Annotated in this window: 11 protein-coding genes; 7 read left to right on the plus strand and 4 right to left on the minus strand. The window is 41.8% G+C overall.

All coding sequences use genetic code 11. The features are described from left to right. Positions 1-51: 51 nt before the first annotated feature. The 3 genes from ACM2FC_RS01670 (at position 52) to ACM2FC_RS01680 (ending at position 1,792) form a co-directional block, all read left to right on the plus strand. The gene (locus ACM2FC_RS01670; RefSeq protein ID WP_498479088.1) at positions 52-828 is read left to right on the plus strand and encodes an NAD(P)-binding domain-containing protein; all 777 of its coding nucleotides are present in this window, start codon (positions 52-54) and stop codon (positions 826-828) included. 152 nt (positions 829-980) lie between these two features. After that, complete coding sequence (locus ACM2FC_RS01675) at positions 981-1,421, plus strand: YtoQ family protein (protein ID WP_498479089.1); 441 nt, start codon at positions 981-983, stop codon at positions 1,419-1,421. A gap of 14 nt (positions 1,422-1,435) precedes the next feature. Continuing rightward, positions 1,436-1,792 (plus strand): nuclear transport factor 2 family protein, encoded by a 357-nt coding sequence (locus ACM2FC_RS01680; protein WP_498479090.1) that lies wholly within the window; start codon positions 1,436-1,438, stop codon positions 1,790-1,792. Between the two features lie 229 nt (positions 1,793-2,021). Here the strand turns inward: ACM2FC_RS01680 and ACM2FC_RS01685 are convergent, their stop codons facing one another. Next, positions 2,022-4,520 carry a diguanylate cyclase gene (locus tag ACM2FC_RS01685; protein WP_498479091.1) on the minus strand — a complete coding sequence of 833 codons (2,499 nt, stop codon included), beginning with the start codon at positions 4,518-4,520 and terminating at the stop codon, positions 2,022-2,024. Between the two features lie 333 nt (positions 4,521-4,853). Here ACM2FC_RS01685 and ACM2FC_RS01690 point away from each other — a divergent pair, with 333 nt between their 5' ends. After that, the gene (locus ACM2FC_RS01690) at positions 4,854-6,182 is read left to right on the plus strand and encodes a hypothetical protein (RefSeq protein WP_498479092.1); all 1,329 of its coding nucleotides are present in this window, start codon (positions 4,854-4,856) and stop codon (positions 6,180-6,182) included. A 361-nt stretch (positions 6,183-6,543) separates the two neighbouring features. Here the strand turns inward: ACM2FC_RS01690 and ACM2FC_RS01695 are convergent, their stop codons facing one another. Then, on the minus strand, positions 6,544-6,888 hold the full coding sequence (locus ACM2FC_RS01695) for a DOPA 4,5-dioxygenase family protein (RefSeq protein ID WP_498479093.1): 345 nt from the start codon (positions 6,886-6,888) through the stop codon (positions 6,544-6,546). A gap of 91 nt (positions 6,889-6,979) precedes the next feature. After that, positions 6,980-8,251: an ammonium transporter gene (locus tag ACM2FC_RS01700; protein ID WP_498479094.1), complete on the minus strand. Its 1,272-nt coding sequence runs from the start codon at positions 8,249-8,251 to the stop codon at positions 6,980-6,982. 389 nt (positions 8,252-8,640) lie between these two features. Here ACM2FC_RS01700 and ACM2FC_RS01705 point away from each other — a divergent pair, with 389 nt between their 5' ends. The 3 genes from ACM2FC_RS01705 (at position 8,641) to ACM2FC_RS01715 (ending at position 11,965) form a co-directional block, all read left to right on the plus strand. Further along, the gene (locus ACM2FC_RS01705; RefSeq protein WP_498479095.1) at positions 8,641-10,494 is read left to right on the plus strand and encodes a DUF294 nucleotidyltransferase-like domain-containing protein; all 1,854 of its coding nucleotides are present in this window, start codon (positions 8,641-8,643) and stop codon (positions 10,492-10,494) included. 3 nt (positions 10,495-10,497) lie between these two features. Next, positions 10,498-11,217, plus strand: coding sequence for an exonuclease domain-containing protein (locus ACM2FC_RS01710; protein ID WP_498479096.1), 720 nt, complete (start codon positions 10,498-10,500; stop codon positions 11,215-11,217). A gap of 205 nt (positions 11,218-11,422) precedes the next feature. Next, on the plus strand, positions 11,423-11,965 hold the full coding sequence (locus tag ACM2FC_RS01715; RefSeq protein ID WP_498479097.1) for a dihydrofolate reductase family protein: 543 nt from the start codon (positions 11,423-11,425) through the stop codon (positions 11,963-11,965). A gap of 161 nt (positions 11,966-12,126) precedes the next feature. On the opposite strand, the gene ACM2FC_RS01720 is transcribed toward ACM2FC_RS01715, so the two are convergent. Beyond that, positions 12,127-13,461 (minus strand): Na+/H+ antiporter NhaC family protein, encoded by a 1,335-nt coding sequence (locus ACM2FC_RS01720; protein ID WP_498479098.1) that lies wholly within the window; start codon positions 13,459-13,461, stop codon positions 12,127-12,129. Between the last annotated feature and the right edge of the window lie 113 nt (positions 13,462-13,574).

Below are 13,574 nucleotides of genomic sequence, written 5' to 3' on the forward strand. Positions count from 1 at the left end.
CTTCGTTAAACCCCATAAAAGAATGAAAAGCAACTTTACGTTGGTGAGCAGATGAAAATAGGAATTATAGGTGTTGGAAAGCTGGCGACTGCGCTAGTCTCAGGTTTAACCAAAATAAACAAGGCAATTGAGATCATATTGTCGCCGAGAAACAAGGAAAGGAGTCAACTTTTATCAAGTAGCCACGAATACGTTAAAGTCGCTAAAGACAACCAAGCGGTGGTGGACGAATGTGATTGGGTGTTTCTCACTCTTCCAACTTCGATAGCGTCGCATGAGCTAGAAAAGTTAACATTCAACAAGCACACATCCGTCATTAGCTGTATTTCTACGTTGTCTCTAGCTGAATGCCAGCGGCGAATAGGAGATCATGCCCCTCTATATAAAGCTTTCGCTTTGCCAACCATTGCTCAATGCATCGGGCCTATTGTTTACCATCCACATGACGACAATATTGAACGGTTTCTCGCTGGATTAGGAGAGCTGTTTCCTTGTCAAAATGAGTCAGCGTTTAATCCTTTAGCGACCGTGACTTCCCTAATTGCAAGTCACTATGCAGGCCAGAATACGGTAGCGAATTGGCTAGTGCGGCACGATGTTGAATCATCCGTTGCCAGAGGATACTTAAATAGCTTAACAGGTTCATTGACTTCAATAGCAGAATATCAGCCTGATGTTGATTTTAGTGAATTGGCCCTAGAAGCTTCGACTCCAGGAGGCCTGAATGAAGAAGTCATTAACAGGTTGAGCGAGCGGGGCATTTGTCGAGAAATCAGTGCTTCCTTAGATACCGTTCTTAGCAGGTTGAAACGAGATACTGTCGATTAGGTGCCTGAGGTATTTACGCGAAAGAAAATTGAGGCGAAGTGATTACGTTTTCTCTCTTTGTCTATTGTCCGTTCGGCACTTTGGTTTGCACATTGCTCATTCTCTAATGAGGTGTTAAGTTGATGATTCAAATAACTAAGTATTAAGAAGCTATGAAATTTAAAGTCTATTTGTCAGGTGAAATTCATACCGATTGGCGCAATCAAATTATAAAAGGGTGTGAGGCCAAGAATGTAAAAGTCACTTTTATATCAGCGAATACGGATCATGAGTCAAGTGATGCAGCGGGGGATTTATTGGGCCCAGAAACTCAGCCGTTTTGGCGAGATCATAAATCAGCGAAAGTGAATGCTATTCGCATTCAAACGGCAATCAAGTCATGTGATTTAGCCATTATCCGTTTCGGAGATAAGTATAAACAATGGAATGCAGCGTTTGATGCGGGGTTTTGTGCCGCTTTGGATACGCCCTACATTACTCTGCATGATGAGAGTTTGGTACATGCTCTAAAAGAAGTGGATGCATCAGCACAAGCTTGGGCAACCACACCCGAACAAATTGTAGAGATCCTTGCATATACGATCGATTCTTAGTTGGCGAGGCAGTTATGGAACCAAAGGAATTAGTTGAAAAATGGGTTGAGGCTTTTAACAAAGGCAACGCTGAAGAAATCGCAGAATTCTACAGCGAAAATGCGATAAATCACCAAGTAGCCAACGAGCCGATAGTGGGAAAAAGTGCAATTAAGGCGATGTTTACCAAGGAATTTGAAACAGCAGAGATGGTCTGTATTGTAGAGAATATTTTCCAAGATGGTGAGTGGGCAATGTTGGAATGGAAAGACCCTATTGGTTTACGTGGCTGCGGCTTCTTCCAATTTGAAAAGGAGCTTATAGTTTTTCAGCGAGGCTATTGGGATAAGCTAAGTTTTCTAAGAGCACACAGTTTGCCAATTCCAAGCTGACACCTAAGCTAAGCAGCGGCAATATCGTTTTTGAGTGCGGTAGCAGCCTTCATCAAGATAACTGTTTTTATGACGAAGTTGGTCATAAGTGAAGGCTGAGCTTGATCCTCAATTCATCTATAGCGAATAGTTTGTAGGGGATTCTAAGCGACTAATATGGATTGGTGAGACGGGTCGCTTACTTAACAATAATAAATACAATAAATACAGAGCAATATTTGCCTGTTTTCTATTCGAATACCAATGCTTCAATCCGATTACGCCCAGCTTTCTTAGCTCGATAAAGAGCTGAATCTGCTGCTTCATAGAGCTGCTCAATGCCGTATCTCGATGCATTGGTTGTCACCAAACCAAATGATGCTGTCACTACAGTTGCTACACAACTGTGTTTATGTTCAATTTGGAGAAGTTCGATAGCCTCCCTTAGTCTTTCAACAAACGCTGAAGCTTCTTTAGGAGTTAAACCTGAGAAAATAATACCGAACTCCTCTCCTCCCAGCCTGAAGCAATAGTCTGATGCTCGGTGGCAATGGGACATTAGACTATTAGCGATTTCAATTAGCTGGCTATCACCGTTGTGGTGACCATAGTTATCGTTGTATTGCTTGAAGCTATCAACGTCCAAAATCACGAAGCTGAGCCAGTCTTTGCTGCGCTGCGCTCGGCGAATCTCATCTGGAAACACTTTATTGTAGTGACGTCGATTATATAACCCAGTTAAAGGGTCGGTGATAGATAGCTCTTCTATTTTTTTCTTTTCTTGGCGCAGCTGTTGTTCAACTTGTTTTCTTTCTGTAATTTCGTTGTTCAGCTTTAGGTTTAAGTTTGATAGCTTCTTGGTCCAATAACAAAGCAATGTTAAAAGTAGAATTGATACCGCAGCGACCTTCCATACTAGGCTGTAATCAATGCCATGGTCATAGCGCAACGTGACCCAACGGGAATAGATAACATTTTTTTCGTTTTCAGACAGTGAGTCTAACGCCTTTTGCAAGATGGTATGCAGTATTGGCCAATCACTGCGCACTGCCATACTAAGATCAAAATGATACGGAGTCGCACCCGAAATTTTTAAATTGGTAAATCCTTCACGCCTCATTACGTAGTTGGCCGTTGCGATATTGCCTACATAGGCTTTGACTCGTCCAGAGGATACGGCCTCAAGTGCTTCTGAAACGGATTGTGCCTCAAATAGCTGAATTTGTGGGTGGTTTTCACGTAGCATCTCATGGGATGCATACCCTTTTACGATGGCAACTTCTGTATCATTTAACGCGTCGATATCACCAATAAACGGAATATCTTGGTTAGTAATTATCATCATCGGAAAACTGAGGTAGGGGCGGGTAAATTTCAGGTAGCTTTTGCGGCCAGGTGTAACAGCAAGGGCGGGATAGACATCTAGTTCTCTGCGTTTGGCAGCTTCCACAACTTCTGTCCAACTCATATTGATACTAGGCCTCAATTTGACCCCAATACGATCGGCTATCAGCTTGATATAGTCTGCTGACATTCCTTGATAAACGCCTAGATCATCAACATATTCAAATGGTGGCCAATCGATATCAATAGCCAATCGCAGGGTATCGTGCTGTTGTAACCACTGTAATTCTTCTTCGGTCAGTTTGAGTGCTTTAGTGTTTTGATAGTAAGTATCGAGCAGATATTTGATACTGAAGTTGTATAGCTGACCAGCGCTCTGTTCTTTCGAGTGTTTGTTGAAGTCAATACGTTGCCAGTTGTCATCGGTAAAGCTTTGAAATGTTTTTATATTTTGTTGAGTGATTGGATGCATTTGAGTATGAAATTGAGTCGAATCGGTAACAAAATCGTTGCCGTGAAGGTAGTCTTTTAGTAGCACGATTCCCCACGCAGCTTCAGTAAAATGGCCGCCAACAGAAATATAGTCGGGTTGTTTTTTTATAGTGTCGAGCGCTTCAGGTTGCCAATCGATACCACCCACGACAATCGTATTTTCTGGCAAGGCTAGTTCTGTAATTGCCTCTTTTACTCCTAGACCAAGGCTGTCTGATGCAGCCCAGACCATGTTGATCTCGGGATGTTGGCGATAATACTCCATAAATTGACGTTTCGATTCTTTTCGGCTCCAGTTCGTACCAGTATCAACTTCTGCCACAATAGAAATATTCGGGTGATGTTTAATGAATTGGTGTAGGCCTTGATTTCGATGTTGCGCGGAAATTTCCTTCATATTTCCGTTGACTACCAACATGTTGATGTTTTTTAGCTTTCTCTCCTTAGCCGTAAGTAAAAGTTGCTCGGCTAAGTGCACTCCAGCTTTTTCGTCGTCTGGAGTGATACTACCAATCCAGTACTTATATTTTGTACGGGGTATCAGATCGCTCGAGGTGAAGACGGTGTTATATAAGATACTCGGAACCCTATGGCGCTCTGTTATGGCAAGTATCTGCTCTCCTATTTGCTCGTAATTCATAAATAGGACACCGTCTATGCCCTGTTGGCAGACTTCTTCTACTTGTCTCAACATGGCCTGAGACTGATTGTTAGCACTATATACCTTAAGGGAGATCCCCAGATCAGTAGCTGCTGCTTGGGCAAATTCTACTTGAGATTTCCAAAATGGCGTCTCACTACGAGGAATAAACAGAGCAAACTCCATCGCAAGAGCCTGCATGGGTAGAAATAAATAGAGTACCAGAGTTGTTAGAGTCTTCATCATCACCGTAAGAACGACTGTTTTTGTCAAGTATAGCAGTCATATATTGGATTGAATTTATGAGATAAATAGCTCTGAACTGTGATGGAGAGATTTCTATATTGCACCAGCAAGCGCTCCACTTTTCCAACTAGCTTCAGAGCTACGGCTTTAAATTTCAGAAAATGGTTAATGCATTATTTGTGTTAGCACGAATAAGGTTACTAGTTTGATTAACACAATCTATTGTTACGTTAGTTTTATCAATTGTAATCTGTTGTAAATTTGGACACACAAATTTTCACATGAAATAACCATTGGCGTACAAGTTCGCTAGAAAAGCTGCCGATGGTGGTTTACGCATACAACGTTCGGAACTCAATAATGAAGGCTTATCTTAATAATATTAATTGGATTAAAGTAATAGGGATGTTGTTAGGTGCAGCAACACTTCAGGCTTTATTGTTGCAAGTTTACTCAAAACATTTTACTGCCAATGGAATGGGGGCGTATCTTAGTCAGATAATCGCGACCAACAAAGCGCCAATCTACTGGAATCAGTTGCTGGAGTTTTTTTCGCACTATCCCATGTTTAGTGTCATTCTGCTCGCTATTGTGATGATAGTATGTGTAGTGGGGTTATTTTTCTCTTCCAGTCCCATCTATCCTCTTTTATCTTCGATGTTATACGCGAGCTTTTGGCTGTCCAATTTAGGCAGGCCGGGAAGTTGGATCTTTGAACTCTTATTCCCTTGCTTATTTTCTTTGATTGTCGCGGTGGCTCAATGGGATATACGACAACATTCAAACAACAACTCGAACTGGCTAGGGCAGAAAATTGTACCAAGCAGGAACAACGTTGTGAGTGGTATGATTGCTGTTGTCTTGCTCATCATGTTCGGATACTTCAATCATTTATCCAAAAATGGTGGTGAGAATGGTATTGCGGTGACCGCTCTGTTCTCAATATTAACCGCTTTAATCACTTATTGTTCGCTGACGTTGGATGGTCGTCGTAGTGACATAGACTATTCAGTGCTGGATAGAGTCAATCGTAAGTACCTATTCTTAATGGCGAGTATGATTGGATTGATGCTAATTTATCAGGTAAATGCGGATATTTCATTAAACTGGTTTACGAGCGAAGGCTACAAACATCTCGTTGAAACTTACCAAAAAACCTCCAATGCACCTGAATTTGTTAAATCCTTCTTGGCGTTGTCTGCGTCTATATCGGCAACATTGGCGCCAACACAATTTGTGTTTGAAAGTTTGGCTGCTCTATGTCTGTTCGTTGGGCTTTTCAGAGCGCCGATGTATTGGTTAACAACAGGACTACTTGGCTTGTTAATGGTTATCGAATTTGGCATTCCAGCGACTTGGCCCCCAACACCGACCAGTCCGGTGAACTGGGTATGGGAGCTTATGTTACCTACCTTAGTACTGGTTATTTGTAGTGTTCACGCGACGTTGGAGTTTATTGAATCGAAAAGCTTCCGTCAGTTTATTTTCGGCAATCAGCTTTTCTCTGAAGTGAGCTTAGCAACTAAAGCACTTATTTCCGTAATTCTGCTAGGTGTATTGGGGGTGGCGACTGTTCAATCTATTCACCCGGGTATATCGGAATCAGTACTGAGTAAAACTCTATTATTTTCTATTGGTTTGTTTATCTTAATGTTTGTATTTGATTCTGTACGGAATAAAGCTGATTAACTTTGAAATGAAAGAGCGGAACATGCTAGCGTTCTGCTCTTTACTATTTCCGCCTCAGTATGATTTAAGACTTCTTTCTGAGTTAAGTCGTTAGTCTAAGGTTCGCACGACGAAAAATCATGACTCATCGTCAACCGAGTTAAATGGGTCACTAGTCTCACATCTCTACAAAACAATGAGTGTTCATTCGAAATTAAATTTCTAACGAATCTCAACATCTTCCCTAGAAGAAAAAGTACGATTTGTTGATACAAGCATTACGTTGCCAATGTATCTATGACGCGATAAAACAGCGTTTATCCCCCAAGGGCATATTCTACAAATAACAACATTAGATTATGATTTAAATAACTGACATCAATTAGCGTTTAAATTTAGTCAAATCAATATCGACAGGGGTTCCAAGCCAGCTGGCATAGGAAGTATGATCGACATAGTCATCGCCAGTATCCGCGTGAATTAGTATGGTTAAGCCTTGTCGGTTTTCGTCGAGCCAAGTAGTAAAAGAATCAAACTGCTCGGAGTCAAAGGCTACCATGAAGCTCCATTTGGTATGCGGGCCGACAAGCTTGGTGTGAAAGCGACCTACTGGCATATCTAGCTCTTGGCTAATTCGATCTCTTAGCGTACTTGCGATGTCTTGTGACTGCTCGTCAAAATAGATATGAGAGTGGTAATGGGGGTGGTTATTCTCGATTAATGCCATTTTGAGTTCTGTTTTTATTAGAGCGTTCTAAAAGCTTAACATATTTTGATTGAAGAGGCTCGGCAGCCAGAGGTAGCTGCCGAATAATTACTTACAATACTCTTTCATCGTGACAAGCCAAGTCTAATCCTTCTTGCTCGGCCTCTGGGTCGACACGTAAACCAATACACTTATCGATTATTTTTAACAAAATGTAGCTACCGATGCCACTGTACACAATGGTTGCGCCCGCTCCTAACAACTGAATGGGTAGCTGCATCCAATTCCCTTCCAATACACCAGCTGTTCCGCCGACTGCTTTACTTGCCAAAATACCCGTCATAATGGCGCCAATGATTCCGCCAACTCCGTGAACACCCCAACAATCAAGAGAATCATCGTATTTAAACTTGTGCTTTAACCAAGTCGCTCCCCAGTAGCAACCCACCCCAGCGACCATCCCTAGAATGAGCGACCCCATTGGTGTGACAAAGCCTGCTGCTGGAGTAATGCCCACCAGTCCGGCTACCGCGCCAGAAACAATACCCAGCAAGCTAGGCTTCCCGTGTTGATACCATTCTACTGCCATCCAGCTTAAACCAGCTGCTGATGTCGCAATTTGCGTGACAACCATAGCCATCGCTGCACTTGTTCCAGCACTAAGTGCCGATCCCGCATTGAAGCCAAACCAGCCGACCCAAAGCATGGCACCACCAATGGCCGTTAAGACTAAGTTGTGAGGAGCCATGTTGTCACGACCGAACCCTTTGCGTGGCCCCATAACAATGGCTGCCATTAAACCCGCAATACCTGCGTTGATATGGATGACATCTCCTCCAGCAAAATCAAGCACTCCAGCATTGGCTAGCCAACCGTCAGGCCCCCAAACCCAATGAGCGATAGGGCTATAAATCAAGATACTCCACAAGCCAATAAACCACAGCATGGCAGAAAATTTCATGCGTTCAGCAAATGAACCCGTTATCAACGCTGGCGCGATGATAGCGAAGGTCATTTGAAATACCATGAAGAGTGATTCAGGAATGGTTCCACTCATAGCATCGGTAGAGAGTGTTTTTAGCAAACCATTTTGCAGTCCACCAACAAAGCCATTTCCTGTTGAGAAGGCCAAGCTATAACCGGCTATAGCCCAAATAATAGTGACCATGCAAGTAATAGAAAAGCATTGCATGACGACAGATAACACGTTCTTTTTGCGAACCATACCGCCATAAAATAACGCGAGTCCGGGGATAGTCATAAAGAGAACCAGGGCCGTTGCGGTTAACATCCAAGCTGTGTCGCCAGAGTTCAACGTATCAGCGTAACTGGGGAAGGCAAAAAAACTGGTAAGTATGAGCAACAAAAATGTATTTAAACGCAAGGTGCAATTCTCCATTATTAATATTATTCCGAATATCAGATTGTTACGTTCAGCATCCTGCGATTTATCTCTTCCTTGACGCGCAACCTTGTTGTTTTGAGCAAACCTTGTGCCATGGATCTAAAAAATATGAAAAATTATGGTAAGTGCATTATTTGTATTGTTTTTTATTGTTTCTCTTCGTTACATAGATTGTGTTGATTAAAGTGCATTGCTCAATATTGGTGCAATGAATCATATCTAGGAAACGTTTTGGTTCATCGCCAAAGCAAGCTAGAGAGTGGCGATGGTGTGATCTGCGCATTTGGAATATTCATATAATATGATAAATTTGCTGGCTTAACCTTCACCATAGTTACCTAGGCCAGTTTTACTGGAAATGAGAGTGTATGGATCAAACTCTACTGCCAAATTTAGTTGCCTATCTCAAGCAAATATCTCCATTTGATAAGCTTCCAGAAGTTATTCTTGAGCGAATTTCTGAACAAGCTGAAATTCTTTATCTAGGGAAAGGGCAAGTTCTCTCAACTCAAGATAGCGAAGCGAATTATTTTTATATCATACGCTCGGGTGTTGTTGAGCAAAGGCTGCCAAACGGTAATTTGCGAGGCCGATTAGGAGAAGACGACATCTTTGGGTTTAGCCTCAAGGAAGGTAAAGAGAGCGCTTATCAAGTTGTCGCGCTTGAATGTGCACTGCTTTATCGGTTTGACTATCGTAACTTGTTAAGTCAGGTACATGATCATCCGGAAGTGGCAGAGCAATTAGCACTCAGTGCAAACCTAAGGTTGCAATCTCGCGTTAAGGTAAAATGGTCTCAGCGTGACAAAGGTACTTTCTTCAAACATATAAAAGAAGTCGCCACCGATCGTGTCGCAATTGTTCGAGTTGAAGACTCCATACAAAGTGTTGCTCAAAGCATGCTAAACAACTCGCAAAGTTCGTGTGCGGTTGTTGTTGAAGGAGAACAAATCGTTGGCATGGTCACAGACACGGATATGACGACACGAGTTGTCGCTGAAGGCGTCGATGTTTCGTTGCCTATCTCCAAGGTAATGACTTCAGCCCCAAAGACGATTCAACAAGATGATCTCGTGCTCAATGCGGTCCACATCATGATGAAACATGATATCCAAAACCTGCCGGTACTGGATAGCCAAAAGCGGGTTGTAGGCTTAATTACGCCACAACAATTGATTCAGAAACACAGCGTACAATCGATTTACTTGATTAAAAAAATTGGCCGATGTCGTTCGATTGAAAAGCTAACTAAGTTGAAATTGGAGCGGCAAGCCATTTTTGAAGCGATGGTTGAAGGGCGATTGCCAGCCAATGTTATCGGTCAAGTGATGGCGGCTATTTATGATGCGTTTACTCGACAGTTGATTGCATTAGCTGAGAGTGCACTTGGCCCAGCACCATGCAAATATAGCTGGATGGCGGCAGGCTCTCACGCGCGAGGTGAGATTCACCTTGGCTCAGACCAAGACAATGCGCTTATCATTGAAGATGGTGCAACGGAAAATCAGCGGACCTATTTTAGCCACTTCGCAATGTATGTTTGCAAAGGCTTGGCTGAATGTGGTTATAGCTTGTGTACTGGGCGTTTTATGGCGGCGACGCCTAAGTGGCGTCAGTCTCTTTCCACATGGAAATGCTACTACAGCAAATGGGCACGCAACCCTGAATACGACATGCTAATTAGCTTAACGGTGTTCCTTGAAATTCGCTTGATTCATGGTGATGAATCCATGTTTGATGAGCTCAATCGCCATAGGCAGGAGCAAGTGAAAGGCAACTCCAACCTCATGTCTGCATTGGTTCGCACTGCTTTAGAAATAAAACCACCGATAGGTGTGTTTAAGAATTTGGTATTGGAAAAAAATGGTAATAACGAAAAACAATTAAACATTAAGCGTTCAGCTATTAACTGCTTGGTGGATATTGCAAGAATTTATGCCATCAACGAGGGAAGCGATGAATTAAATACTGAGCGACGTTTTGAGTTTGCCATGCAAAACAACATGTTTAACCAGAACACTTATAAAGATCTGATTGGTACGTACCAATTTGCGAATCAGCTTAGATATGATAGCCAGCTTGAAGAGCTGCGCAAAGGGTTGCCCGTATCAAACTACATATCGCCAAGCCAATTTGGCAGTTTTGGCCGACAACATATAAAAGATGCATTTCGGATTATTTCAACTATCCAAGATGCGTTGAAGCTCAGGTTCGGGTTATAGCTTGTGTTCAAATTACCCTTTAACCCAACAATCACAAAACTCGAAAAAGAGAGAGCCAAATTAGCCAATAAGATGGCCATCTCTGATTTGGCTCCGGTATTGGTAAAGTCTTTTCCTGATAAAAAAAGTGACAGTAAGCAGTTGGATTATTTGGTTCTGGACTTTGAAACTACAGGGGTTGATGCTGAGACAGATCGCGTTCTTAGTATGGGGTGGGTGCATATTGAGAAAGGAGTCATCAAAGCAAACACCGCTAGGCACCTTCTGATTAATCCTCACAGTGAAGTAAACGCTGAATCAGTGAAGATACATCAGTTGATGCCCCAAGATTTAATCGATGAAGGTATCAATGAAGAGGCCGCATTTCGTCAGCTATTTGAGGAGCTAGCGGGCAAGATAATGGTGGTGCATGGTGCAGTCATAGAGCGTGAGTTTATTAATCGATATATTGAACAAAAATATGGCCTAAAAGCGATACCTTTTATCATCCTTGATACACTAAAAATTGAAAAATTTCGCCAGTCACTGGCATATTGCCCTTGCGATTACTGCTTAGCTGAAGTCAGGAAACGCTATAATCTGCCGCCATACCCTGGCCATCATGCTTTGATGGATGCACTTGCCACAGCAGAGCTATTTATTGCCCAGATGTTCAAACTGTTTGGGCAAAAAACAGCTCCTCTCGAACTGCTATATCGTTATTCTCACAAAGTTCATCGTTGATAGGTGGCAAACTCAAATCATATGTTAGCCAACGAACGAATGGGAGAAGCTCTTTGCTTTCGGAAGTTCAATCCCTTGTTCTTTATTTCAAATATCAAAGAAAATGTTGATTTCACGTAAATATAACCTTGTTTGAATCTCTTCTGTACTTTCAGCGCAACTTTATGGTTTAAGGTTCCATCTCAAAATATTTCAGGAGAGTGTAATGCCAAATATCGTTTATATCGCAACCAGTCTTGACGGATATATTGCAGATAGAAATAACCAGATTGACTGGTTACATGATATTCCCAACTCTGAAGGTTCTGACTTTGGATTTAGCGATTTTATGAGTCAAATTGACGCGCTGATAATGGGGAGAAATACGTTAGAGATGGTACTCAGTTTTGATTGTGATTGGCCCTACACTAAACCTGTTTATGTACTGAGTAATACATTAAAAACTATCCCTTCAGGGTATAAAGATAAGATCTTTTTAATAAAGGGAGAGCTGGAAGAGATCATAGCCCAACTACACCGCAAAGGCTTATCTAGGCTTTATATCGATGGGGGCAAGACAGTACAAGGCTTTTTAAGAGAAGACATGATTGATGAGCTCATTATTACAACGATACCCATCGTGTTAGGTGGTGGTATTCCACTGTTTGGAGAATTGTCCGAACCACTAAAGTTTAAGTATGTCAAATCAGAGAGATATTTGGGGTGTTTGGTTAAAAACTACTTTATAAGGCAGCGCATATCTTCATAGCACTGCCTGAAGGCGCCGACTTACCTTGCTCCCGACGCTGAATACTTACTGGAGGTAGGTTTAGGTATCGAGCTCAGTCACTCGAGTCGGAGAATAGAACTAAATAACTGTAAATAAAGAGAAAATTAAAGCTCTAGTTCGAGAGGTCCTCAAGTCGTGTACTAGCATACAGCTCTTGACGATGCGGGCTTCTGCTTACCAAGCATAAATAAAACAGTAACTGCTCCTAACAACCAAGGATATATAGCCATTTCTGAAACCGAAAACGGAGACAGTTTAAACAGAATGCCAATGAGTAGTATCTGACCACCGTAAGGAATGACTCCTTGAACTACACTTGCGAAAATATCTAGAATACTGGCACTGCGTTTTGCACTGATACTGTTGTTTTTAGATATGTTTTTTGCAATCTCTCCAGAGACCAAAATCGCTATTGTATTACTTGCTACACAGATATTGATTAATGAGACCAATAGACCAATACCAATTTGAGCGATGCTACTATTGCTGCCAAATTTTGTAATTACACCACTCACTTTAGTATTCAGGTAAGCAATGCCACCTTGAGCTTTCATCAATTCTGTTAACCCTCCGATCAGCATCGTGAGGATGAAAACATGCTGCATACTCGCAAAACCTTTATCTATATCTTGAGCGAAGCTAAGCCAATGATAACCTGTGAAGAAAACACCATTTAGCCCGGCGAGAAAAATACCAAACGTCAAGACGACAAATACGTTCAACCCGCTTAGTGCCAAAATCAATATAGCTAAATAAGGGATGGCTGATAGATAGTTTATATGTTGAGGGTGTGGTATATGAACGTTATGGCCTGCGAAACAAAATATAACTAAGCTTAAAACAGCTGCAGGCAGTGCGATTTTTAGGTTCTCATAAAACTTGTCTTTCATTGCACAACCCTGAGTCTTAGTCGCTGCGATAGTTGTATCAGAAATTATCGATAAGTTGTCACCAAACATTGCACCACTCAGTACCGCAGCGGCAACCCATAAAGGGGCAAGTCCGCTATGCTCAGCAATCCCCAAGGCGATGGGACCAACAGCAGCGATGGTTCCCATTGATGTTCCCATTGCAGTTGAAATAACGGAAGTGACAAAAAATAAACCCGGCAAAAGAAACCAGCTTGGTAAAAAGCTGATGCCTAGGCTGACCACTGCGTCTACTCCCCCAGTAGAACGAGCAACAGCGGTAAAAGCGCCAGATAATAAATAAATGACACACATCATTACGATGTTGTTATCACCCAAGCCAGTAATTAACTGTGTTATAGAGTTATTCAACTTATCTCGACTAATCAACAAGGCTAAAATAATTGCGATAGTTACTGAGACCACTGGCGGAAGTTGATAAAATGCTCGATGAACGCCGATTGCTTGAAAATAAAGGCCTGAGCCTAGAAAAAGTAATAAGAAAACAGTTTTGGGTAAAAGAGATACTACCCCTAAATCTTTAGAACTAGATGGTTGTCGATCCATAAAAATGAGATTCTATAACAGATGATATCCTTATAAGATATTTAATTTTTTGGAGTCTATCTATATAAAATATTATTTCAATAATCATAACAAACTGATTATACCTAAACAGA

This window comes from Vibrio sp. A37, from assembly GCF_059777565.1.

What these genes read in the sequence shown, in the direction of transcription:
- ACM2FC_RS01705 (WP_498479095.1), top strand. Translation starts at nt 8,641, where the DNA reads ATGGATCAAACTCTACTGCCAAATTTAGTTGCCTATCTCAAGCAAATA.
- ACM2FC_RS01690 (WP_498479092.1), top strand. Translation starts at nt 4,854, where the DNA reads ATGAAGGCTTATCTTAATAATATTAATTGGATTAAAGTAATAGGGATG.
- ACM2FC_RS01715 (WP_498479097.1), top strand. Translation starts at nt 11,423, where the DNA reads ATGCCAAATATCGTTTATATCGCAACCAGTCTTGACGGATATATTGCA.
- ACM2FC_RS01680 (WP_498479090.1), top strand. Translation starts at nt 1,436, where the DNA reads ATGGAACCAAAGGAATTAGTTGAAAAATGGGTTGAGGCTTTTAACAAA.
- ACM2FC_RS01675 (WP_498479089.1), top strand. Translation starts at nt 981, where the DNA reads ATGAAATTTAAAGTCTATTTGTCAGGTGAAATTCATACCGATTGGCGC.
- ACM2FC_RS01670 (WP_498479088.1), top strand. Translation starts at nt 52, where the DNA reads ATGAAAATAGGAATTATAGGTGTTGGAAAGCTGGCGACTGCGCTAGTC.
- ACM2FC_RS01695 (WP_498479093.1), bottom strand. Translation starts at nt 6,888, where the DNA reads ATGGCATTAATCGAGAATAACCACCCCCATTACCACTCTCATATCTAT.
- ACM2FC_RS01720 (WP_498479098.1), bottom strand. Translation starts at nt 13,461, where the DNA reads ATGGATCGACAACCATCTAGTTCTAAAGATTTAGGGGTAGTATCTCTT.